The organism is Niallia tiangongensis (assembly GCF_044704065.1).
Classification (GTDB): Bacteria; Bacillota; Bacilli; order Bacillales; family Cytobacillaceae; genus Niallia; species Niallia tiangongensis.
In genome coordinates this window covers 4,204,583-4,228,994 of the sequence record NZ_CP162613.1, presented here as the reverse complement: position 1 = coordinate 4,228,994, position 24,412 = coordinate 4,204,583, and the positions used below count along the sequence as shown (strand labels likewise).

The following is a 24,412-nucleotide window of genomic DNA, read 5'->3' as shown; positions in this document are numbered from 1 at the left end:
ATTCTTAATATTCTGAATAAATAAAAGGAAGGTGTTTTATATGTCCCAAAAAAGTAATTATTTAAAATCTCCTGATTTATTGCCAATTAGTCACGAGAAACGAAGTATTGGACCATTTGGTTTTGCGGTTATTTGGGTAGGGATGGCAATTGTACTTGCGGCATTTGCTATTGGTGGGGGAGGGATTATAAACCTTCCTTTAGGAATGGTAATCTTAGCAACTATCCTCGGTTCAGTAGCAATAGGAATATTAATGACGATTATTGGAGATATAGGGGTGGAGCATGGACTATCCTTTCCTGTTTATATGAGGGCACCATTTGGAACGATTGGGACACATATTCCTTCTATTGTAAGGGGAGTTACTGCCGCCTGCTGGTTTGGAATTAATACGTATTTTGGATCGACTGCCATTAACGCCATTCTAAATTTATTATTTGGCTTTGATAATTGGCTATTATGCTTCTTTTTCTTTGCTGGATTGCAATTATTAAATACTTCCTTAGGCATAAAATCAATTGAACGATTTGCTGATTTGGCAGCACCTATTATTATTCTAATCTCATGTTGGATGTATGTCGCATTATCCGATAAAGCTATTGCAGATGGAAAGGATGTATGGACTTGGGTGGAAAGCCCTGTAACAGGGGGAGCTGCTTTTACAGCATTTATGGTAATTGTCATGAGCAATATGGGATTTTGGGCAACATTAGCTGCTGATATGCCTTCCCTCTCCCGTTTTTTTAAAGCGCCGAAAGAAGAAAGAAATTGGTTTAAAAGAAATAAAACACAGCTATTAGGAAGTATTGTTGTAATGCCGATTGTGAATACATTTATGATTATTATTGGTGCAGTATCCTATATGGCTGTTTCTAACGCAGATCCTGTCGTTGCTTTACAAGAAGCAGCAAGTGGTTTCGCATTAGGAATCTTATTATTAATGATTGTTCTTGCCCAGTGGTCTACAAATACATCTGCTAATGTTATTCCCGCAGCCACTATTTTTTCAAATGTTGGTGGACCGAAGATGCCTTTTTGGGTGGGAGTCGTAATTGCAGGAATTATTGGTGTAATTGCACAGCCGTGGAGCTTATTTGAAGTATTAAACAGTGCGTTGCTTGTTATCGGCGGAATTTTAACCTCCATTGTAGGAATATTGTTTGCAGATTACTATCTTTTAAGAAAAAGAAGGGTAAATGTCATCGATTTATATGAACCAGATGGACAATATCGATATATGAAAGGAATAAATCTTGCTGGATTCATTGCTTGGATTGTCGGTGGAGTGCTTGCAAATCTTCTTTCTTCCTATTCCTCCATCGTTGGTTTTGTTGTAGGCTCAGGACTTTATTATGTATTGGCAAAATATTGGTGGTTCAAAAAATATCCACAAGCAGAAATAGAGGATCCTTGTGATGAAAAGTATTTAGGAATCACCGTAAGTCATGACTGGTATATTGATGGAGCAGAAGAGGAAGCTACAGAGATAGAGGATGCGATTGTGGAAAGAGTTTAGTTACAAGGATGTAAGGACGGTAGAAAAATATTTTAATAGCGACAGTGAAAGGAAGCGGAAGACTCCTGCAGAAAGCAAGTGTCTGAAGCAAAATGTAACGAACGAGTTTTTACGTTTAACTGTCTAAAGAATCAAGTTCAAGTGCGTCGAGAACGTCTTTTTAAAAAGGAGGAGTTAGATGTCGGACTATCAGAAATTCTTACATGAGCGTGACCAAATAGATTATTTAATTTCGGACGGGTATCGAATAAAAAATATAATAGAAGATTTAAATGGTGCGATGGTCCAATTAGAAAAACAGGATAGAAGTAATAGTTCAGTAGAACAACGAACACTACGAATCCATACTGCTGATGGGAGAAAATACTTTTCTGTGCTTTTACTAGAGCAATTAAAAATGCAGCATATTTCAAATAGTTAAAAAAGGGAGTGGATAAAAGATGGAGGGACAAAAACTATTAGTGAATGGAGACCGGTTAAAAGCTTCATTAGAAAAATTTGCTGACTTTGGTCAGACGGATAATAATGGCGTTACTAGACTTGCCTTGTCAAGAGAAGATGAGGAGGCCAGAAATTATTTTCGCAGCTGCTGTGAAAAACTGGGAATGGCTGTAAGTATTGATGATATGGGAAATATGTATGCCCTTTTGGAGGGGGAAACAGAGAATCCGCCAATTGTAATGGGATCACATTTGGATTCTGTGAAAAAGGGTGGCCGATTTGATGGAGTATTTGGTGTTGCGGCTGGTCTTGAGGTCATTAGAACGATTGTAGACAATAGCATTAAACCAAGGCTTCCGTTAATGCTTGTTAATTTCACAAATGAGGAAGGAGCAAGGTTTGAACCTTCCATGATGGCTTCGGGTGTTATAACAGGAAAATTCGAAAAAGAATTAATGATGCAAAAACAGGATGAAAATGGGATTACTTTTGAACAGGCATTAAAAATGATTGGCTATAATGGAGATAGTAGCAATCGGTTAAAAAATGCGACTGCTTTACTAGAAATGCATATTGAGCAAGGTCCTATTTTAGAAGCGGAAAATCTAACGATTGGTATTGTAGAATGCGTGGTTGGAATGGTTTGTTATGAAATAAATGTAAGTGGAGAATCGAATCATGCTGGAACGACGCCAATGTCAATGAGAAAAGATGCACTTTTTGCTGCTAATGATGTGATAGCGGAAATAAGAAAGAAGCTTGGGAAATTAGATAATGAATTAGTTTTTACGATAGGCAGAATGAATACATATCCTAATATTCATACTGTTATCCCAAATAAAGTGATTTTTACAGTCGAGGCACGTCATAAGGATCCACTTATTATGAAACAAGTGGAAAGTGTTTTGAAAGATTTAGATACTTCTGTTGAACTAGAAGATTGTAGCATGGCGGCGATAAAACTATGGGATAGAAATACCGTCTGGTTTGATGAAACGATTTTAGAGCATATAGAGGAGTCGGTAAAGTCCTTAGGCTACTCCTACAAGACAATGGCAAGTGGTGCGGGGCATGATGCTCAATTTATGGCAAGTATGGTACCTACAGCAATGATTTTTGTGCCAAGTATAAAGGGGAAAAGTCACTGTGAGGAGGAACTCACGCCATGGGAGGATTGTGAGAAAGGGGTAAACGTTTTATTAGAAACGGTATTAAGTTTGGGGAAGTAATGGTAAGAGAAGATGGATTGAAAGTGAAATATTGGGATTATTGATAGGCTGGCCTAAGCAATGGGCTAGCTTTTATTTTTGGAAATAAAGGTGACTACGAAGATAGGAACGTTCATATATACGTTGGTGGTGTTCATTATATTGAAGTTTTTTTCTAATGATACAAAAAGGTATTTGTTCTATAAAAGAAACGAAAAAGTGAAAAAATTAAGAAGAGTAATTGACTTATAGGTAGCTATAATGATAATATGTTCTTAAATAAGAACAAAAACTGTTTGGTTAAAGCACAAATTCATAAAATTATTTTTGTTCACTTGTTCTTTTTTAAGAACATTTTATATGCGGGCCCAGACAACCTGAAGAAGTCTAACATGGCATTATGAAGAAAATGAAAGTTGGTGGATTCATTGTCATTAGTAGTGGAAGAGGAAAAAGGAAGTATATCATTTTTTAGCATGCCTGGTGTAAAGAAATCGTATATGAAACCAAGAATAGTAGCATTAATTCCTGCTCACAATGAAGAAAAATCGATAAGAGATTGTTTAGCAGGGCTTAACGATCAATTGCTTCCAAAAGGAGTAGAGCTAGATGTTTATGTCATTGCAGATAACTGCACGGATCGTACCGAAGAAAAAGCAATAAAGGCAGGCGAAGAATTTGGTTTAAATCTAAAAGTGATTGTTACAGAAGGAAATAAACTTCGTAAGGTTGGTGCTTTAAACAGTGGATGGAAATTATTATATGGGGATATTATGGATTTCTATCATATACAGTTAACCGAATCACAAGAATTATATAAACAAAGTATTAAAGCGATTCTCGGGATGGATGCGGATAGTCGTTTAGCCCCTAACTGTTTAAAATATCTATGGGAAGGGTTGATGAGTGGTCGCAACATTGGCGGAGTAATGGCTAAATATACAATGCGTATGCCGAAAAAGAAGAGCTTATTAAGCAAACACGATGTCTATTATGAAGAAAAGATAGCTAGCGGTGAGTACGGTGGACCAATCAGTAGATGGTGGACACATCAGCAAAAACAAGATATGGCAAGCTGGCTGTTAGATCTTCAGTATCATGGTGGTAGTACATATGTGCTTGGAGGTCAAGCAACCTTATTCCGACCAGAAGCATTACAAGAAGTAGTAAACCATAATAAATTAGACGGACCTTGGCAAAATGATAGTGATGTAGAAGATATGCTGCTTACTTGGCAATTGCAGAAATCCGGATGGAAGACGCTTATAAGTCCAAAGGGACGCTGCTTTGTAGATGCAATGCGTTCGTACCATACTTTTAGGGAACAACGAAATAAGTGGAATTCTGGAACTGTTGAATTGCTCACAAATAAAGATTTAAGTATTCAGACACGACATAAGGGGAAAATTTGGCGAAATCAGTTAAAGTCATTTTCGGATTTAGTAATACGGGTACTCTTTGTCGTTTTATTAAGTGTTGCATTAGCGACAGATCAATTTCACTGGTCCTGGATATGGTTAACACCAATTGTATTAGCATCCATCCTTAATACCATTCTTGCCATCAAAACACCGATGCATCGGACAATAGATGTCATTTTTGCAGCATTATTAATTGCTCCAGAAATTTATTTATGGGTAAATTTAATGACATTTAGCCAAGTCTGGCTGCAAAAGCTATCTTCAAATAAGAAAGATGGATGGGCAAATCAGTATGCTGCGGAGGCTGGTAAAACACGGAGTAAGCTAACCCAAGGAATGCTGCTTGGAACTATAACGGTTTTAATTATCGGTTATGTATGCTTCTATTATCGAGATTTTCTAACGAGTGAGACTGTTCAACAATCGATTAATCCATATTTAATGGGTGGTTGGATAACATTGACTTACTTAACGATTTTAAAATCCTTAATGATGGCTCATCAAATTTGGACATTGCGTGGGAGACATACAGCTTAAGCTTTATTGGATAAAAATATTTAAGCGTTTTCATTACTAACTTATAGAAAAAATGGAGGATTCATTTTTTCTATAAGTTAGTAATTGGTTTAGACTCCTCAATACTATGGAAATAACATCTAAATAATAGGAAAAGAGAGTGATCCGCGAAAAATGATTGGTTAAAAATCGAGGAGGGGATCACCCGTTGTTTGAAGCTTTCCTTTATCATTAATAAGAATTTGTTTATTTCCAATTAAAGTAAGAATTCCTTTATCCGCAAACTTTGCAAGTTTTCGACTAATTGTTTCTCTTGTTAGACCTACATAGCTGGAAATCTCTTCTCTAGTAATAGGAAGATTAATCAAAATAGCATTTTGTCTTTCTGTCCCGAAAATCTCACAAAACTCTAGAAGCATATTGGCAATTCTAACTTCAGGGTCTTTCGTCGCTAACGTTCTCGCTAAGTCCTCTGTATGGGCTAAGCGCTTTGTGATTGTTTTTAAGAATTTGAAAGAGATATCGGGATTATTTGCCATAATTTGATCAAATTCCTGTTTCTTTAATAGGCATATCTTCGTATCTTCTACTGCATAGCCACTCAAGTTCATAACTGTATTCTCATGAAAGAGATTTTGTTCTCCAAAGAAATCACCAACTGTTAATAAATGGACAATTTGTTCTTTCCCATGAACAGTTAATTTAGATAATTTTATTTTTCCACTATGAATAATAAAGAGAGATGTTGATTTTTCCCCTTCTTCTATAATCCTTTCCCCTTTTTTAAAGAGCTTATGATGGACAACAGCAGTTATTTTTTGAATTTCTAGTTCGGATAAAGAATGGAAAATTGGCACACGTTTTGGACAGGGCTCACTCGCATGTTGTTGCATATAAACACCTCAGTAGAATTTGTGTATTTTTTCACAATTGACAATGTGAATATCTAAATAAATTATAACAATGATTGATATGTGATTTCAATCCTATTTTACTTTGCTTTTTTCTCCTATACTGAAGCTATTCTAATAAAGGAGAGTGTCAAAATGAGTACCATTTTTACAGAGGATACAAAAACAGGCGATATTATTATTAAGTTTCCAGCTGCTAGTAAGCTATTTAAAGAATATAAAATTGATTTTTGCTGTGGAGGGAATCGTCCAATAGGCGAAGTTATTAAATCCTTACAGCTTGAAGATAAGGATTTAATAAAAGTGCTCAATATCATGTACGAGCAAATGCAAGCAACGGAAGAAGTGGATTGGATGAATATGTCATTAACAGATTTAGTGAACCATATCATTCGCCATTATCATGCAAAAACAAGAGATTTACTAGAAGAATTATCTGCATTTGTGAGTAAAGTATACCGTGTGCATGGGGAAAGAGACACTCATTTGAAAGAAGTATATACCCAATTTTTCTTATTAAAAGATGAATTAGAGCAACATTTGCTTGGAGAAGAACAACGGATTTTTCCTAAGGTAAAGGAATATGATTCTAATAAATCACTAGAAATTCTTGAAGAAGCAAGAGCAGAAATTAGTATATTAGAAGAGGAGCATGAAGGGGCAGGCGATATACTGAAGAAAATCCGTCAAGCTACAGAGGATTATACAATTCCTGTTCATGCATGCAATACTTATCGATTAACTTATTTAAAATTGGAAGAATTGGAAAGCTTAACATTTGATCATATTCATTTAGAGAATAATATATTGTTTAGAAGGCTATAAAAATCTGAGAAAAAGAACTGAGAGAGGAGGGTTCCCGAAAGTAAAAATGGGGGGAAGCCTCTTTTTATTATATTTTAACCTAGCATATACCTTTTAAATACGTATTTTTATATGAAATATGGTAAAATGTGTATGAATATAGGATGGGAAGGACGGGATATTAGCATGAAAATTGGTTGGATTGGATTAGGAAATATGGGAATTCCGATGGCTTTAAAGTTAGTAAAGGCTGGTTTTGAATTAACATTTTATAATCGCACACCTGATAAAGGAGAGGAACTGGCTGCACTTGGTGCTAACCAGGCTTCTTCGTTAACAGAACTAGTTGATAAAAGTGATGTCATTTTTACTATGGTATCTGACGATAATGCTGTGAAAAGCATTTATATTGAAAACGGGATTTTATCCCATGCAGAAGCAGGAAAAGTATTTATTGATATGAGTACTATTTCCCCGCAAACGTCTCAATTAATATACAACACCGCTTTAGAAAATGGGGTAAAATATCTTGATGCTCCAGTTTCAGGAAGTGTTCAACCAGCAAAGGAAGGGAAACTACTCGTCTTAGTTGGTGGAGATGAAGAAGTGTATGAACAGGTTAAATCCGTATTTGAACCGATGAGTAAACTATCTATTTATCTCGGGAATTCTGGAGCTGGCAGTAATGCTAAATTAGCAATTAATCTTTTATTGGGGATTACTGTACAGGGAATTGCTGAATCTGTTCTTTTTGCGGAAAAACAAGGAATCAAGCAGGAAGACATGTTAACAATTATTAATGAGAGTGCGGTTGGAACAGCTATTTCCAAAATGAAAACACCGTCTATATTAAATAATGAATTTCCAGCAGCATTTGCACTAAAGCATATGGCGAAGGATTTGCGCTTAGCAAGTGAAACAATGGAATTACTGGCCATTGGGGCATCTGCAAATAAAACCTACCAGACTGCACTTGAAAAGGGGCTAGGGGAATTAGATGTGATGGCTGTATTAAAAGAGCTAAAAGGAGATGGCTCAACATCGCTTTAATGCGATGTTAGATTCATCTCCATTACAAGCTTTACACTTGTTTTATGCTAGTGAGACTTTCAAGTACCTTCATTGCTGCTATGACTTCATCCGCAGAATACGATCCCATCAGCTGAAGAGATTCTTTTGGATTAACAGCGTGTGCAGCAATCTTATGCAAGGCTTCTGTTTGATTGTCGACAATATTTAAATCTGCTAAATTGGTAGGGAAACCAAGCTTCTGATAATAGGATAATAATGCTTCGATTTCGTCTATGCGATTTTCTAAGGCGAGCTGAACTAAAATGCCATATGCTACCTTTTGTCCATGAAGAATTGTATGTGTTTCTTCGATAAAGCTTAGTCCGTTGTGAATGGCATGCGCGCCAGACATTCTGCCATATCTTCCTCCAAATCCACCTACTGTTCCTGCTAAAGCGATGACTGCTTCAATCGTTTTAGTAAAGCTTGGTGTCACAATACCTGCTTCGCTATTTTGAACTGCTTCAATGCTTTCCTTTAGCAAAATATCGCGGATGAAAACAGACTGGCTTAAAGCTGCTTGCACAAATAAAGATTGTGATCTGTCATCGTTCGCATTGCGAATGATAGCTTCTGCTTCGTACCACTTTGTTAATGTATCGCCAATACCGCTTTTTAAATAATCAATCGGTGCATGAATTAAAAAGGAAGGATCGACTAATGTTAAATAACTAGATCGACTATGATAAGCTACTCTTTCAAATACTCCTACGGGCGAATAAATCACGCTTAACGGAGTACTTGCAGCACAGGTTCCAGCAACGGTTGGAATTAATACCACTTCGATATTTAATTGATTTGCAATAGCTTTAGCCGTATCTAAAATAAGACCGCCACCCATTCCGACGATTACATCTGTATCTGTACACCTTTTAGAGATTTGATCCACTGCTTGTTGAGAACTATAGCCCGCATGTTGAATAATTTGCCAATCAAAAGGAATAGTATCGACATACTGTGAAAATGCTTGAAAAGACTTATAGCCTGTTATTATGGTAGGAGATTGAAAAGGAGACAGAAAACTACTTAATTCCTTTAGAATTCCTTCTTTACAAATATATTGATTAGGACCACTTCTAACGATATCCTCTGGTTGAATTTGCATTGTTTTTTTCCTCCTCACAATTATCCAATAGTAATAAATTCTATTATTCTAAAAATTATACAACTTTCGGGAAACGAAAAGTAGGTATTCTTTTCAAAAAAATCTATCATTTAGAAGAAAGTAATAAAAAGAATGCTTTATAAATTTGCTATAGTAAAGAGAAGAATTTTCTGTTTGGGGGAATCCTATGATTATTTGGATTAATGGAACATTTGGTTCAGGGAAAACGACAACAGCCTATGAGTTAGAGAAAAGAGTAGAAAAAGCATTTGTTTTTGATCCAGAAAGCTTTGGATTTGTATTGATGAAAAATATTCCTAAGTCATTACAAAAGGACGATTTTCAAGATTTTTCTATGTGGAGAGAAACGAACTATTCCTTATTAAAACAAATTGCCATAAATTATGAAGGAATCATTATTGTACCAATGACAATCACGAATGAAGAATACTTTCACGAAATTCTCTCTCGATTACGGAAGGATCAAATAAGTGTTAAGCATGTTACACTTATGGCATCGAAAGCTACGATTAAAAAAAGGTTGCGAAGCAGATTAGAAGGTGAAAATTCCTGGGCATTCAAACAAGCAGAAGCTCGATTACAGCAGCTACAAAGACCTTTATTTAAAGAACATGTGGATACAGATGGTTTAACTGTAGAGGAAGTCCTAGATAAAATTGCACAAGTTACAGGCTTAAAACTGAAAAAAGAGGAAAGAAATCTACTTAGAAAAAGAATGGATCGCTTCTTGATCAAGCTTAAGGAAATTAGCTTATTTAAGTAAAGATTAATAAATTAAATGAATTATGGTGGTACATATTGAAAGATATTATTTTTCGTCTATTAGATTTTATAAATAATTACAAAACAAAAGATACAAATTATTTCATTGCATTAGCTCTATTAAAGGATGTACATCGTATTGCTAATATGAATATCAGCATTTTGGCGGAATCCTGCTACACATCTCCTGCCGCAATTACGAGATTCTGTAAGAAAATTGGCTATGCCTCTTTTCAAGAATTTAAAGATATTGCTAAAAATGACAGGCTAGAAAATCCAGTGGATGAATATATTGATCAAGGATTACAAGTGAATGAAGTTGGTGCAGAGCTTCAAAAGCAGTTTTATCAAAAAATGGTAGATTGGCTTGAGACGATGGAAAAAGGGATGGATGTTGCGAATGTGAGAAAAATTTTAGACATTATCCATCATTCTAAGAAGGTTTCCTTTTTTGGAACCCAATTATCACAAGCAATGGCTCAAGACTTCCAATATCGCCTAGTAAAGTATGGGAAATTTGTTCATGCTTTTTCAGATATACAAGAGCAAATGGAGGATATAGCAGAATTAGACAAAGAATCTGTTGCAATTATCACAAGTCCTTCTGGAAGGTTTATAGAAGGAAATAGGGAGTTGATTCAATCCATACAAAAGAGTAAAGCGAAAATAATTATCATTACTCATAATGAAAAGGTTCCATTTATAGACTCAGCTGATATGGTATATCGTCTCCATGGAAAAACATATGATCGAACAGGTTTCTCCTCTGAGCGATTTGGTCTTATGTACTTTTTTGATTTTGCCATTGCATTTTATCAAAAGCTTTATTTAGTTAAGAGCGTAAATTAATTTCGGTATGTTAGAGAATTCTGTGTTATTACTATGATAATAGGGTAATTTCTTTGCTTTGACCTGCTATTTTTTAATTGGTACTATGAGTACGAGGTGACATAATGATGGAAAAAAATTTTCAAGCAGTCGTAGTTGATAATAAAGAGGGCAATTTTTCAGTAGAAACAAAGCATGTTTTTTTAGAAGATTTATCATCTGGTGAGGTAGTTATAAAGGTTCATTATTCTGGAGTTAATTATAAAGATGGACTTGCTAGTACACCTGATGGCAAAATTGTGCGCTCCTTTCCGCATATCCCAGGAATTGATTTGGCAGGTATTGTCGTTTCATCAGAAGATAGCCGTTTTAAAGAAGGGGATCCTGTCATTGCTACTAGCTATGAAATTGGTGTATCTCATTCTGGCGGTTATAGTGAATATGCCCGTATTCCAGCAGATTGGATCGTTCCGCTACCAACAGGATTAAGTCTGAAAGAAGCGATGATTATCGGGACAGCAGGATTTACGACAGCTCTTTCTGTGCAACGTTTATTGGATAATGGTATGAAACCAGAAAATGGACCTGTATTGGTTACAGGTGCCACAGGTGGTGTAGGTAGCTTCGGTGTAGCCATGCTTTCTAAATTAGGTTTTGAAGTCGTTGCAAGTTCAGGAAAGAAAGAGGCCGAGGACTATTTAACAAGCATCGGAGCATCAAGTGTCATCGGCAGAGAAGAAGTATATAACGGCAAGGTAAAAGCATTGGACAAGCAATTATGGGCTGGAGCAATTGATCCTGTCGGTGGAGAATCATTGGCTGCTATTATTAGTAAAATAACATATGGCGGATCAGTCGCAGTAAGTGGATTAACAGGTGGAGGAGCTGTGCCGACAAGTGTATTTCCATTTATCCTGCGGGGAGTAAACCTGCTTGGAATCGACTCCGTTTATTGTCCAATGGAGAAAAGACGAGCAATCTGGGAGAGAATCGCAAATGATTTAAAGCCAGAAAATCTATCTGCGTTCGTTTTCAAGGAAATATCTTTAAAGCAACTGCCGGAAGAATTGCCAACTATTTTGGAAGGCGGAATAACAGGAAGAATTATTGTTTCTGTTGAGTAAAAAAAGAGAGGCTGTTCTTCCGGAATGGCCTCTATAAAAGAAAGAAAGGTTGAGACAATTAGTATGCACTATAAATCTCGTACAGCATCTCCAGAAATCCTCGCTTTACAATCCTTGAATTTACGGCTGGAACTTAGTTCGAATGAAAAGCAGTATTTAGCTAATTTGCAAAAAGGCTTAGAAGGAGAAAAAAGGTTTGATAAAATAACGGAAAATCTTTTAGAGGACTGTTATATAATCAATGATTTGTTACTTCAAATAAACAACACTACCTTTCAAATAGACTCCACTATTATCAGTTCTAAAGGAATTCACCTTTTTGAAATAAAAAATTATGAAGGGGATTATTATTATCAGGATGAGCGCATCTATACGATGAATCATAAGGAAATCAGTAATCCAATCAATCAAATAAGGAGAAATGAAACACTATTTCAACAATTACTTCAAAAATATGGATGGGAAAATAAAACAATTACCTCCTCTGTTGTCTTTATTAATCCCGAGTTTACCCTCTACCAAGCATCCTTTACTTTACCATTTATTTTTCCAACTCAAATCCAGCGATATTTAAAAGGGATGGACCATCATTCCTCGAAGCTAAATAAGTTTCAGAAGCAACTGGCTGAAAAATTAACATCATTGCATATCAACATGTCCCCTTTTTCAAAATTACCACCCTATGAATATAAAGAATTACAGAAAGGTATTTTCTGCGAAGTGTGCAACTCATTCGAAGTAGCAGAAGCAGGAACGAATGTACTTTGCAAAGAATGTGGACATGAAGAAGCATTCGAAAAGGTGGTATTACGAAATGTAGAAGAACTTAAGATACTTTTCCCCAATGAAAAAATAACAACACCCCTATTATATGATTGGTGTAGAATTATTGCTTCGAAGAAAAGGATCCGAAAAATATTAGAAAAGCATTATAAGCTAATCGGAAACAATCGTTGGAGTTATTTTGAATAATGATTGAAAGAATGATTGAAAGAATGATTAAGTTTATTAATCTTGAGTGGGAAAGTAATAGAGACAGTCTGACCCCTAAAAAAAAGAGGATTGGAAGGTAATAGAGAGAGCGTCTCTGAGCTCTAAATCCAGCAAAAGAAGGTGTTAAGGTAACAGAGAGCGCCTCTCTGAGCCCGAAATCCAGCAAAAGAAGGTGTTAAGGTAACAGAGAACGCCTCTCTAAGCCCGAAAGCCGGAAAAAGGAGTGGCCAAGGTAACAGAGAGCGCCTCTCTGAGCCCGAAATCCAGCAAAAGAAGATGTTAAGGTAACAGAGAACGCCTCTCTAAGCCCGAAAGCCGGAAAAAGGAGTGGCTAAGGTAACAGAGAACGCCTCTCTAAGCCCGAAATCCGGAAAAAGGAGTGGCTAAGGTAACAGAGAACGCCTCTCTGAGCCCGAAAGCCGGAAAAAGGAGTGGCTAAGGTAACAGAGAGCGCCTCTCTGAGCCCGAAATCCAGCAAAAGAAGGTGTTAAGGTAACAGAGAACGCCTCTCTAAGCCCGAAAGCCGGAAAAAGGAGTGGCCAAAGTACCAGAGAGAGCGTCTCTGAGCCCGAAATCCAGCAAAAGAAGATGTTAAGGTAACAGAGAACGCCTCTCTAAGCCCGAAAGCCGGAAAAAGGAGTGGCTAAGGTAACAGAGAGAGCGTCTCTGAGCCCGAAATCCAGCAAAAGAAGGTGTTAAGGTAACAGAGAACGCCTCTCTGAGCCCGAAAGCCGGAAAAAGGAGTGGCCAAGGTAACAGAGCCCCCATCTCTAAGCCCGAAATCCGGAAAAAGGAGTGGCCAAGGTAACAGAGAACGCCTCTCTAAGCCCGAAAGCCGGAAAAAGCAGTAACCAAAGTAACAGAGCCCCCATCTCTAAGCCCACACACAACCAGAATAAACAGAAGGAAACGTAACAGAGAAGCCCCGACATCTCCCCACAATCTCCCCACAAATAAAATCCTGGAATAAAACACCAAATAAATGGATAATCTAATTAAAAAACAAAAAATGTAGGATGTTCTATGAGTAGAAGACAAATAGTTATTGATGGTTTATTTCTCACTTCTTTATTATCTATCGTTTATTTAACAATGTTTCCCAATATGTATTTAGGAACTGGTATCGCCAAAGGTGGACATAATTTTACTCCCTTTTTGATAATAAAGAAGATTTTCCTAGATGGTAGTGTATTTTCTGCTATTATAAATAATATTGGAAATATTGTTATGTTTATTCCATTTGGAGTATTCTATTCATTATCCTTTCCAAAAAGAAATGCCTTTCGAACTGTGCTATTAGCGGGGGCAGGGCTATCTTGCTCGATTGAAATGATGCAGTGGTTTATGGAAAATAGATGGAGTGATATAGACGATTTGATTTTAAATACATTTGGGACTGTTTTGGGGTACGGGATATTTCGAGGATTTAGAGAGATGAAGAAAAGAATTTCTATATTTCTTTGAAAAGTCTTGCAAAGTTGGTTTTTAAAAAAACAGCATGCCTGTATAATACAGGTATTAGCTGTTTTTTTATTTATCCATATTCAGGGGATAATTACTCTCCTAATTAGGAGAATGAAATGTTTTTTAGGAAAACGGACCATTAGAATCGATAATTATGCTGTTTTTTAATTGATATTACTTTAGCGTTTTTGTATACGATTTTTGATAAAATTTGCAGTAAATGCCTATTAGGGAGAAGAAGGGGGAGAGAATAATGGGAAAAAGCCTGATACAGCAGCAAATAGTAACTAGGGATAGTAAAGGTTTTTTTCTTACCGGTGAGGGTGCTGATACAATAGTCATTTCGCCTAACGTTGATGAAAGCTTCGTAAAAAAATATCTTAATCCCATTAGTACCTATCATATGCCGAGTGAATTAAAGAAAAGCGGTGATAAAGAAATAGACGCCTATCCGCCGCTATTTACAATGATTCAGCCTGAGTCAGGTGAATTCATTATAGGAAAATCTAATTTTGTACCTGCAGAAAGCTCTAAGCAAAAGAACCGTCTTTTTGTACATAATTATATTATTCCGGCAAATAGAAAAGAAGAATGGATCCTTCAGCCTTCCCAAATCTTTCATATTGAAGACTTTTATGGCTTGGAAGATATGGAAAATCTAAAGGGTGAACTAGAAGAAATCGAACATATAGCTTATAAAAAAGAAAATATATTTGCCAAAAAGCAAGAACTGTTTCATGTTTTACAGTTGGATGAAAAGAAATTTAAGGAGCTGCTGTGTGCGTGCATTACTGCAGTCGCTGAAAAGAAAAGAGTATATATATCGTTTCAGGCTCCACATCACATGCAACATAAATATGCCATGTGGCTATTGGAATTACTATTTCTTTATATGCCCTATGAAACAAGAAAATTGTTTGGAGCAACCACGTTTCATAGCGAACCGGAGATTATAGAAAATATCCATGTTATGTTTGTGGAACAAGGATCGATTCGTCTTCGGAACAGATCGGTGGAGAATCAATTTACTTTTGACTTAAGCCAGCATAAAAGCAATGGGTTGAACTTTAAGGAAGAAGAACATGATTATCTGCATTTCGCTTATGAGGCACTTCAAACTGCCACAGAGCTTGACGAATTTTTCATATACTGTGAGCGCGCCTTACAAGGGTTAGATCAGCAAAAGAAACTAACTATTCAAACATATGATGATTTATTTCTGTTGTTTTATATGGAAAAGCTAGATTACTATTTTTATGAAAAGGATAAAGTAGCCACTTTACAAATGCTGTTAACTTTTCTTCAAAAAAATCATCGGGAAAAAGGTGAACTGGTAAACATATTCACGCACTTGCTTCATAGAGAAGTAATAATGAAGGATGCTTCGATAGTACAGGACTATTTGAAATTGGTTTTGGAAATTCAAAAGGTAGTAGAGCATGTAAATGTGGTTGAATTTACAGTTAAAAGCCTTGCATACTATGAAGGAGAAGCCATCTGCCAATCGTTATGGGGTATTTTGGAAAAATATCCAGACACCTATCAGCAAGTTTTATCTTATATGAGTGATATTTTTTCTTATGCAGAGATTATGGAAGATTACTTAAAGGATAAATTCAGCTTTCAGCACTCCTTATCAGATGTATTGATTAATATAAAAAAATTATTGAATGTTAATGCCTCTTTCGAACATAATGCGGTATTCTTAAAATTGACGAAAAATAGATTGGTTTATGAAGTCAAAAAAAGTAGTCATCCTATTTCTGTCGTTTTTGAAGTAATTACGTACTTTGAAAGATCCATTCCATTTCAGTCGTATAAACGAATGGTACTGCCTGATGTAAAGGCACAGCTTTTGGTGCAATTACAGCTAGAAAAAGTAAATCTCGCAGACGTGAAGAATTTTGGAGAAATATTTTTACTAGATAAAGAGGAACGTAGCTTTGAGATTAAGGGCTGGGAGAAAGAAAAATTTGAAGTGCTAGAGCTGCTGTATACATACTTCTATCTACCTCTGGAACAAATCCAGCATGTTTTTCGTATGGCAAGTATGCCAATCAAAGCGAAAGCAAGTGATCTGGCACTGGAGATTATTAAAGACAATGGTCTATTTAAACCATATGAACGTTTCCTTCTTCTATTTCCTGGAGGAATGGAAGGGGTAGAGTATCGCCAAGTTTTTTCGTATATTGCCATTTACGGTTCAGAAGATGAAATGCTTGATTATATTGAATGGTCCCTGAAAAAATTTGGGACAAGTCCAAGATTTAGCCATGCTTTAAAGGATTATTTAATAGCAGATCGAAACTCCATTTGGAAGAAAAAAGACATGAAAAGAGAATTAACAAGTATCCGTTCACAATCATTGAAAAAGTTATTAAAAGATGTGCGTGAGCAAACTGCAAATCCAGGAGTAAGGTTTTTTCGAAAATATGGTGTACTATTAATCGTGCTTGTCATTTTAGGTATCGTAGGGTATTTTTATCCCACTCTTAAACTTCAGTAAGACTCTCCCTCTTTCTTAAGAGAATTCGAGGAAGCTAGCTGGGAGATCAACTGTCCGTATAGGTCCGATTGGTTCAACTATCCATTAGTGGGGGGAGGGGAAAACCACTACTGATGGAAGTTTCACCTATGTAAATTAAAAAAACGGAGTATCTTTTTATGAGATGCTCCGTTTTCTATAGAGGTAAATTTTTTATATAATCAGAAGTTTTTTTAAAATAAGATAGCAGGCTAATGAAGTGGATTTAAGTGAAAAATTTGCTATGATAAGGAAAAACAGACGAGAAAGGAGAATAGAAATGCAATACATTAATGGAGAATGGTGTCATGCAGCCTCAGGAGAAACCTATCCAGTCTATAATCCAGCTACCGGTGAGGTCATTGAACAGATAGCAAGAGGCGGAAAGGAAGAGGGAAATCTGGCAATCGAGGCAGCAAAGAATGCTTTACCCTCATGGTCCAAGAAAACAGCTAAAGAACGGGCTTTTTACTTGAAAACAGTATCGGAAAAGTTAAGGGAGAGAATAGATCATCTCGCAACAATTATTACGACTGAGATGGGAAAACCAATTGCAGAGGCGAAGGGAGAAGTGAACTTAGCTGCTGATTATTTGGAATGGTACGCCGAAGAAGGAAAACGAGTCTATGGGGATACAATTCCATCCAGTTCTGAAACAAAGCGAATCATTGTGCTAAGACAGCCAGTTGGTGTAGTTGGTGCCATTACGCCATGGAATTTTCCAATCGCTATGCTTGCTCGAAAAATTGCGCCGGCTCTTGCTGCTGGATGTACGGTTGTCTTAAAGCCGGCTGAATCCACTCCATTAACAGCGATTGAGGTAATGAAGATATTTCATGAAATAGGACTGCCAAAAGGTGTGTTAAATTTAGTCCATGGAGAAGCAGCTCCAATTGGCGATGCGATGATGGAAAGACAGGAAGTAAGAAAAATAACCTTTACAGGATCAACAAAGGTTGGTAAAGAGCTTGCAGCAAAAGCAGCGGCTACCATGAAAAAAATATCGATGGAGTTAGGTGGACATGCCCCCTTCATCATTTTTGAAGATGCCGATTTAGAAAAAGCAGGAGAAGGAGTTATTGCAAGTAAGTTTCGTAATGCAGGGCAGACATGCATATGCACAAATCGTATTTATGTCCAGAAAAGCATGGCAGAACGTTTCTCTGAAATATTGATAACAAAAATGGAGAAATTAGTAGTTGGAAATGGGCTACAGCCAGAAGTAACAATTGGACCGCTTATTAATGAAGCTGCGATAGCTAAAACAGAGGACCATATTTCTGATTCTATTAAAAAAGGCGCAAAAGTAGTATATGGAGGAAAGAAACCAGCAGGCGAACTTTATGAAAAAGGACATTTCTATGAACCGACCATTTTATTACATGCTACCCATGAGATGAAAATTGCTACAGAAGAAACATTCGGACCAGTAGCGCCAATTTTTGAGTTTGATACAGAAGAGGAAGCATTACGTCTAGCAAATGATACTTCTTATGGATTAGCAGCATATTTTTACACAAAGGATGTATCTCGTGTCTTTAGAATGTCCGAAAGACTACAATACGGAATAATCGGGATTAATGACCCGGTACCAACAACAGCACAAGCTCCATTTGGCGGAATAAAGGAATCTGGAGTTGGGCGTGAAGGTGGAAAATATGGCTTGGAGGAATACCTAGAGTATAAATTTCTTTCCCTAGAACTAGAGCTTTAATACGTTTTTTTTATAGGGGAAATTAATTATTCAGGTAGCGAGCATAGAAAATAAATTAGATGAAATCGATTTTTTTAAAAAATAGAGTAAGAAATTCTGACAAAAAGCAAGAAAGTCGTACAAAGATATGATATTATCCAATAAACAGAATATTCACTATTTTAAAAGTGGACAGATTACGTTTTGCTTGTATGATGTGAGCATTCGATAGACAAAGGAATCGTTCATTCATTCTGCTATATCTATTGGGGGTGATAATCATTTTAGTTGATCAACTACCAAGAACACTAGGAGAATTGAAGCAAAGCATCATGAGGGAAAACAATCTTGTGAATCAATTGATTTTCAAAGTTGGGCTTACCGAACAGCAGATTAGTTTCATGGATAATAAAATTATTATTATTGCTAAGCATAAGCGTATTCCTGTACTGGAAATAATAGAAAGTTCAAGTGATAACCTTGCGGAGATCATTGATCGTCTATTAATTGATAAATACAAGGAGCTGCTTTTGCGTAATTTAGAAGAAAAACTGCACTTTAATGTGCAGTTAATATTAAAGGATTATGATTCCATGAGAGAAATTAGTGGAACAATTATTTTGTTGGAAAAGAAAATTGAATCCTATTTGGCTGGTTAAATGAACTCTTTTTAAGAGAGCAGGAAAACCGTCAGAATTAGACTGAGCGATCACGTTCGGTAAATTCTGACGGTTTTTTTATTTGGAAAATGCAAGTGTATTTATCGTTGCAATTCAAAGGACAGAAGGGAGTTTGACTATGTATAAACTAGAAGTTCGCCAAACAAATAAAATTTTTAAAAAAGAAGGGAAGGAGGTTGTGGCCTTAAAGGATGCCAATTTAAAAATCGAACAAGGAAAATTTATCAGTTTAATTGGTCCGAGCGGCTGTGGAAAATCGACGTTATTTAATATTATTGCGGGTCTTATAAAACCAACTACAGGTGAAGTGCTTCTCGATGGCCAGAATATCGTCGGAAAAAATGGAAATGTAGGCTATATGCTTCAAAAAGATTTGCTACTACCCTGGAGAAGTATTTTGCAAAACGTGATATTAGGATTGGAAATCAAGGGAGTCAGCAAGAAAGTGGCGATAGAAAGAGCAATGCCCCTTCTGCAAAAATATGGATTAGGTGGGTTTGAATATCATTACCCAGATGAATTATCTGGGGGTATGAGACAAAGAGCTGCATTATTACGAACCCTTCTATACGATCAAGATATCATTTTGCTTGATGAACCATTTGGCGCTTTAGATGCACAGACTAGGTTGCTGATGCAAACATGGCTGCTCGATATTTGGACTGATTTTAAGAAAACGATTCTTTTTTTAACCCATGACATAGATGAAGCGATTTATTTGTCAGATGAAATTTATGTTCTATCGCCGAGACCTGGACGTATTAAGGAAAAAGTAGATGTACATTTATCAAGACCACGAAATGAACAAACGCTATTACAGCCAGCTTTCATTGATTTTAAACAGCATTTATTTGCTTTATTAAAGGAAGAAGCAGTCTTAAAAAAATAAATTTACATAAAGGAGGAGGAATAGATATGCGAGACAATCCAGAGCAAATCATATTGCCACATAAGGTGAAAGTGAAAGAGGTGGGAGAATCTTCCATTCTTATTGAGGATGAAGAGCTAAAGGAGAGAAGAAGGAAACGGATCACTTTTATTGGGCAGCTTTTAATCGGTATTCTTGTCTTCGTTTTATGGGAACTGTTAGCAAAGTGGAAAATCATTGATTCTTATTACTGGAGCAGTCCGACGATAATATGGGAAACAGGTCTTATTGCTTTTACGGAAGGGACATTATGGAGTGATCTCCTCTATACTTCAGGAGCAACGATTTTAGGATTTCTTTTAGGGACTTTTTTTGGCTCATTACTTGGACTATCTTTCTGGTGGTCCAACTTTTATTCGAGAATAGCGGAGCCTTATTTAATTGCTTTTAACGCTATTCCGAAATTAGCATTGGCCCCTGTACTAGTCATTCTTTTTGGAATTGGTTTTAGTTCTAAGGTCGTCTTGGCGTTTATGATGACTGTTATTGTCACAGCTATTGCGGCACATAGTGGGGTGAAAAGTGTTGATAAAGATTTAGAAAAGATGCTTTTTTCCTTAGGTGCCAAAAAATATCATATTTTTGCGAAAGTCGTTATCCCGTCCGCAATGCCATGGATTGTCAGTAGTTTAAAAATTAATATTGCGTTAGCTTTAGCTGGAACAATCGTAGGTGAATTTATTAGCTCTAGACAAGGAATCGGTCGAATGATTTTGTATGCGGGACAAATTATGAATATCAATTTAGTTTGGGTAGGTGTGGTTGTTTTATCCATTCTATCTGTATTTATGTATGTAGGCACTGTATGGCTAGAAAAACGTTTATTAAGAGGAAGAAGAATAAGGGAGTAACGATTATAGATTAATAAAAAGCATGTATAGAGGGAGAGAAAAGTAAATGAAAAAAAGTGTATACTCTAAAGCTGGAGTTTATCTGTTGATTCTTTTAATGATTTTAAGTGGATGTTCCTCTTCAGAAGGTACAAGTGGAGAAGAAAAGTCTGAAAATGGAACAAAAAAGCTAGTTATTGCAGAACCAGTTCACTTAATTGGTTATTTGCCATTATACGCAGCGATTCGAGAAGGCTTCTTTGAAGAAGAGGGGCTTGAGGTGGAAGTCATTACAGCAACAGGAGGAGCTCATGTTACTTCTGTAGTAAGTGGCGATGCATGGGGAAATATCGGTGGTCCAGAATCCAATCAGATGGCAAACACAGGTAACTCTGATCCGATTGTTTCTGTAGTAAATGTCGTAAATCGAGCCAATGTGTACTTAATGGCGGATACAGAACAAACAATAACAGATACTAGTAAAGAGAGCCTTGCTGACTATTTAAAAGGGAAAACAATTGCGGCAGGGCGTTTTGGCGGTAGTCCTAACCTATTAACTCGCTGGTTATTAATGGATGTAGGATTAGATCCTGAAAAAGATGTCAAACTAGAAGAACCAGCAGATGCTAGTGCTGTCGTCTCTTTAGTGGAATCTGGTCAGGCTGATATCGCAAATGGAGCGGAACCGCAAATTACAGAAGGAATAAATAAAGATGTCTGGGCGGAACCATTTTACTGCTTTGCAAGTCTAGGGGATTATCCATATTCTGTTTTAAGTGTTAAGAAATCAACAATAGAAGAAGATCCAGAGACGGTAAAAAGCTTTGTAAGCGCCGTTATGAAAGGTTTAAAGTTGATTGATGAGGATCATGAATTGGCGCTGGAGATTTTAAAACAGGAGTTTCCTTCCACTTCAGAAGATAGCTTGCAGGCTTCACTCGATCGAGCTTATGCAGATAGCCTTTGGAGTAAGGATGGATTTATAACGGAAGAAGCACTTGCGAAACCAATGGAGGTTGTAGAAAAAACAGGCGTTTATACAAATGGCTATAGTTACGATGAGTTAATTGACATGCAGTTTGTAGAGGCACTTTCCAAATAAACGATAATTGCTAGAAATTCGGTAAAAGAGTAGAAATGAATTTGACTTGAAAGGATGAAACAGATGAAGTTGGAATGGAATCCACAACATAGTGCTTTACTTATTGTCGATGTTCAGAATGATTATTGTCATAAAGAAGGATGTTTGGCTCAACAGGATTTGGATGTTTCCATGGTGGAAGAAATGATGCCTAAACTAAAAAATATGATTTCATCTATGAAAGAAGTAAATGTTCCAATTATATATATCCAGACAATCCATGAGGATAGTACGGATTCAGAAACTTGGATTAAACGATTAAAAGGAAAAAATCAGACAAACTTATGTAGAAAGGATACTTGGGGAGCGCAATTTTATCAATTAGAACCAGATAAAGATGATGTTATTGTTATAAAACATCGATACAGTGCATTTATCAATACAAGATTGGATTCGGTACTTAGAGCCTTGAAGATCGAGACACTTTTAATGGCAGGGGTTAGTACAAATATATGTGTGGAATCAACGGCAAGAGATGGATTTATGCTTGATTATGATGTAATTTTCTTATCTGATTGTACAGCAGCTTTCTCAAGAGAGGCACACGATATGACCTTGCAAACAATCAATCAGTTTTTTGGTACAGTTGCTACTAGTAAAGAAGTAATTCAGTCTATTCAAGCTTTACCAGTAGGGAGTGAATGAATTAATTCGTTGCAAGTGAATCTTTGATTGATTTAGAAAGGAATGGAACTTTTATAGGAGAGAATGAATGAAGCGGCACTCTCCCATTTATGTCCGTTTATCCCACTCTAAACGGACAGTGAGACTCTCGCCTCTTACTAGGAGAATTCGAGGGATAGGTGGGAGATCAACTGTCCGTATAGGTCTGATTGGTTCAACTAACCATCAATGGGGGATGAAGGTACCCCCACTGATGGAAGTTTCACTTTATTAAAAATATATGCAGAGTTCAACACCATAAAGGATGATTCGAATGACCAAACACAAGATAAGTTATTTGGGGGCAAGGGATAGAACGGAAGCTGAGGACAAAAAGTACCAATCGATACTTCTATTGACATCTGTATGTACAGGTGCATTCTTATCCCATTTTTCTGCGGGTTTTGTCAATATTGCCTTAACCGATATTTCGATTGACTTTTCTGCAAAGCTATCTATTACACAATGGATTGTCAATGGCTACCTCTTATCGATAATGTTGTTTTTACCGTTAATGGGGAAACTGGCTGATCAGTTTGGAAAGAAACGTATACATAATCTTGGCTATCTTGTTTTTGCGGCAGGGGCATGTGGTTCTGCACTATCACCAAGTATCCCTATTTTAATTATGGCCAGAGTTATCCAAGGTAGTGGCGCTGCCATGTTACAGGCAGTTAATATGGCAATTGTAACAGATGCCTATCCTGAAAAACATCGTGGAAAGGCACTTGGCATAATCAGTACGTCTGTTGGAATTGGGGCGTTATTAGGTCCTTCCGTTGGTGGGTTCTTTATCGAAGCCTTTTCTTGGCATATGTTATTTTGGACCGTTGTGCCAATAAGCATCGGAGCCTATTTTTTAGCACAAAAATTTGTTCCGGCAGATAAAAGCTTTCAGGACTCTCGTTTTGATTATAAAGGGAGTATCTATTTTGGGGTAGGGATTGTTTCGTTTGTTTTTGTACTAAACTCTATAGGGGAGGGTGTTTATAAGATATATTTATTAGGAATAGCATGTGTTAGTGTTGCATGTTTTCTATTCTTTTTTTTCCATAGCAAGAAGGAAGAGAATCCCTTTATACAGCCATCGATTTTTTCTTCCCAAATCGTTAAAGCAGGTGGACTGATTTTAATGGCGAGCTATTGTGCAGCGTTTGCTTCTACTGTCATTATGCCGTTTTATTTACGAGGAGTATTAGGATTCTCGGCAGATCAATCAGGGTTTTTATTAATGTGTTATCCATTATTTCTTGCAGTGCTAGGTCCAATTAGTGGATCACTATCTGACCAGTTTGGCGGGGGAAAGGTTGTAGTAATTGGGTTAGGACTATTATGTATGACAATGCTCGGTCTCAGTTTTTTATCACCAGGAACATCTTTAGCTACATTAATCATTTTGTTTAGTCTATTAGGTTTTTCAATGGGGATTTTAACCTCACCTAATTACAGCATTATGATGCTTTATGTTCCCCTGCAATTTTTAGGAATGATGAGCAGTACCATTGCTCTGTTAAGAAATATAGGAATGGTTATCGGAACAGCACTTGCAATCACTTTTATGAATACATGGCTAGATGGTACAATAACAGATTGGATGAATGATACAAGGCGCTCAGAATTCGAGGCAGTAATGCTAGGGTTTCGTTATTTATTTCTGCTTTTGTTTGTCCTTTTAGTGTTGATTGGTATCTATTTTGTCTATACCCTTGTGCGAAGAAAAGGCCAGGAGGAAAGAGAGTTTTCATAAAGACTTTTGTAAAGCTGATTC

General features: G+C 36.6%; 21 protein-coding genes. 19 read left to right on the top strand and 2 right to left on the bottom strand.

Annotated elements, in window-relative coordinates; all coding sequences use genetic code 11:
• Positions 1–40: 40 nt before the first annotated feature.
• The 4 genes from AB3U99_RS20110 to AB3U99_RS20095 all read left to right on the top strand — a co-directional run bounded on the left by AB3U99_RS20110 (position 41) and on the right by AB3U99_RS20095 (position 5,123).
• Positions 41–1,516 carry an NCS1 family transporter gene (locus AB3U99_RS20110; RefSeq protein WP_400243499.1) on the top strand — a complete coding sequence of 492 codons (1,476 nt, stop codon included), beginning with the start codon at positions 41–43 and terminating at the stop codon, positions 1,514–1,516.
• 178 nt (positions 1,517–1,694) lie between these two features.
• Positions 1,695–1,937: a hypothetical protein gene (locus tag AB3U99_RS20105; RefSeq protein ID WP_400243497.1), complete on the top strand. Its 243-nt coding sequence runs from the start codon at positions 1,695–1,697 to the stop codon at positions 1,935–1,937.
• 19 nt (positions 1,938–1,956) lie between these two features.
• Positions 1,957–3,186, top strand: a complete 1,230-nt coding sequence (locus tag AB3U99_RS20100) for a Zn-dependent hydrolase (protein ID WP_400243496.1) — start codon at positions 1,957–1,959, stop codon at positions 3,184–3,186.
• 455 nt (positions 3,187–3,641) lie between these two features.
• Positions 3,642–5,123, top strand: a complete 1,482-nt coding sequence (locus tag AB3U99_RS20095) for a glycosyltransferase family 2 protein (protein WP_400248132.1) — start codon at positions 3,642–3,644, stop codon at positions 5,121–5,123.
• Between the two features lie 161 nt (positions 5,124–5,284).
• Here AB3U99_RS20095 and AB3U99_RS20090 read toward each other — a convergent pair whose 3' ends face one another.
• Positions 5,285–5,995: a Crp/Fnr family transcriptional regulator gene (locus AB3U99_RS20090; protein WP_400243495.1), complete on the bottom strand. Its 711-nt coding sequence runs from the start codon at positions 5,993–5,995 to the stop codon at positions 5,285–5,287.
• Positions 5,996–6,148: 153 nt separating this feature from the next.
• Between AB3U99_RS20090 and ric the strand changes: the two genes are divergently transcribed.
• Positions 6,149–6,838: an iron-sulfur cluster repair di-iron protein gene (ric, locus tag AB3U99_RS20085; protein ID WP_400243494.1), complete on the top strand. Its 690-nt coding sequence runs from the start codon at positions 6,149–6,151 to the stop codon at positions 6,836–6,838.
• 165 nt (positions 6,839–7,003) lie between these two features.
• Positions 7,004–7,867 (top strand): NAD(P)-dependent oxidoreductase, encoded by an 864-nt coding sequence (locus AB3U99_RS20080; protein ID WP_400243492.1) that lies wholly within the window; start codon positions 7,004–7,006, stop codon positions 7,865–7,867.
• 31 nt (positions 7,868–7,898) lie between these two features.
• On the opposite strand, the gene AB3U99_RS20075 is transcribed toward AB3U99_RS20080, so the two are convergent.
• Complete coding sequence (locus AB3U99_RS20075; RefSeq protein WP_400248131.1) at positions 7,899–8,987, bottom strand: iron-containing alcohol dehydrogenase family protein; 1,089 nt, start codon at positions 8,985–8,987, stop codon at positions 7,899–7,901.
• Positions 8,988–9,180: 193 nt separating this feature from the next.
• Between AB3U99_RS20075 and AB3U99_RS20070 the strand changes: the two genes are divergently transcribed.
• The 13 genes from AB3U99_RS20070 to AB3U99_RS20010 all read left to right on the top strand — a co-directional run bounded on the left by AB3U99_RS20070 (position 9,181) and on the right by AB3U99_RS20010 (position 24,391).
• Positions 9,181–9,777: an AAA family ATPase gene (locus AB3U99_RS20070; protein WP_400243491.1), complete on the top strand. Its 597-nt coding sequence runs from the start codon at positions 9,181–9,183 to the stop codon at positions 9,775–9,777.
• Between the two features lie 35 nt (positions 9,778–9,812).
• A complete protein-coding gene (locus tag AB3U99_RS20065) occupies positions 9,813–10,625 on the top strand; it encodes a MurR/RpiR family transcriptional regulator (protein ID WP_400243489.1) in 813 nt (270 codons plus the stop codon).
• A 107-nt stretch (positions 10,626–10,732) separates the two neighbouring features.
• Positions 10,733–11,728, top strand: coding sequence for an acryloyl-CoA reductase (locus AB3U99_RS20060; RefSeq protein WP_400248130.1), 996 nt, complete (start codon positions 10,733–10,735; stop codon positions 11,726–11,728).
• A 24-nt stretch (positions 11,729–11,752) separates the two neighbouring features.
• Positions 11,753–12,700, top strand: coding sequence for a nuclease-related domain-containing protein (locus AB3U99_RS20055; RefSeq protein ID WP_400243487.1), 948 nt, complete (start codon positions 11,753–11,755; stop codon positions 12,698–12,700).
• Positions 12,701–13,744: 1,044 nt separating this feature from the next.
• Positions 13,745–14,185, top strand: coding sequence for a VanZ family protein (locus AB3U99_RS20050; RefSeq protein WP_400243486.1), 441 nt, complete (start codon positions 13,745–13,747; stop codon positions 14,183–14,185).
• A 253-nt stretch (positions 14,186–14,438) separates the two neighbouring features.
• Positions 14,439–16,691, top strand: coding sequence for a hypothetical protein (locus AB3U99_RS20045; RefSeq protein WP_400243485.1), 2,253 nt, complete (start codon positions 14,439–14,441; stop codon positions 16,689–16,691).
• Positions 16,692–16,989: 298 nt separating this feature from the next.
• Entirely contained in the window at positions 16,990–18,423 is a 1,434-nt protein-coding gene (locus AB3U99_RS20040; protein WP_400243483.1) for an NAD-dependent succinate-semialdehyde dehydrogenase, read from the top strand.
• Between the two features lie 296 nt (positions 18,424–18,719).
• The gene (locus AB3U99_RS20035) at positions 18,720–19,061 is read left to right on the top strand and encodes a DUF2294 domain-containing protein (protein ID WP_400243482.1); all 342 of its coding nucleotides are present in this window, start codon (positions 18,720–18,722) and stop codon (positions 19,059–19,061) included.
• 139 nt (positions 19,062–19,200) lie between these two features.
• Positions 19,201–19,971 carry an ABC transporter ATP-binding protein gene (locus AB3U99_RS20030; RefSeq protein ID WP_400243481.1) on the top strand — a complete coding sequence of 257 codons (771 nt, stop codon included), beginning with the start codon at positions 19,201–19,203 and terminating at the stop codon, positions 19,969–19,971.
• Positions 19,972–19,997: 26 nt separating this feature from the next.
• On the top strand, positions 19,998–20,861 hold the full coding sequence (locus AB3U99_RS20025; protein WP_400243480.1) for an ABC transporter permease: 864 nt from the start codon (positions 19,998–20,000) through the stop codon (positions 20,859–20,861).
• A 46-nt stretch (positions 20,862–20,907) separates the two neighbouring features.
• Positions 20,908–21,942: an ABC transporter substrate-binding protein gene (locus tag AB3U99_RS20020; protein WP_400243479.1), complete on the top strand. Its 1,035-nt coding sequence runs from the start codon at positions 20,908–20,910 to the stop codon at positions 21,940–21,942.
• Between the two features lie 63 nt (positions 21,943–22,005).
• Complete coding sequence (locus AB3U99_RS20015) at positions 22,006–22,626, top strand: cysteine hydrolase family protein (RefSeq protein ID WP_400243477.1); 621 nt, start codon at positions 22,006–22,008, stop codon at positions 22,624–22,626.
• Positions 22,627–22,918: 292 nt separating this feature from the next.
• Positions 22,919–24,391 (top strand): MFS transporter, encoded by a 1,473-nt coding sequence (locus tag AB3U99_RS20010; protein ID WP_400243476.1) that lies wholly within the window; start codon positions 22,919–22,921, stop codon positions 24,389–24,391.
• Positions 24,392–24,412 lie beyond the last annotated feature (21 nt).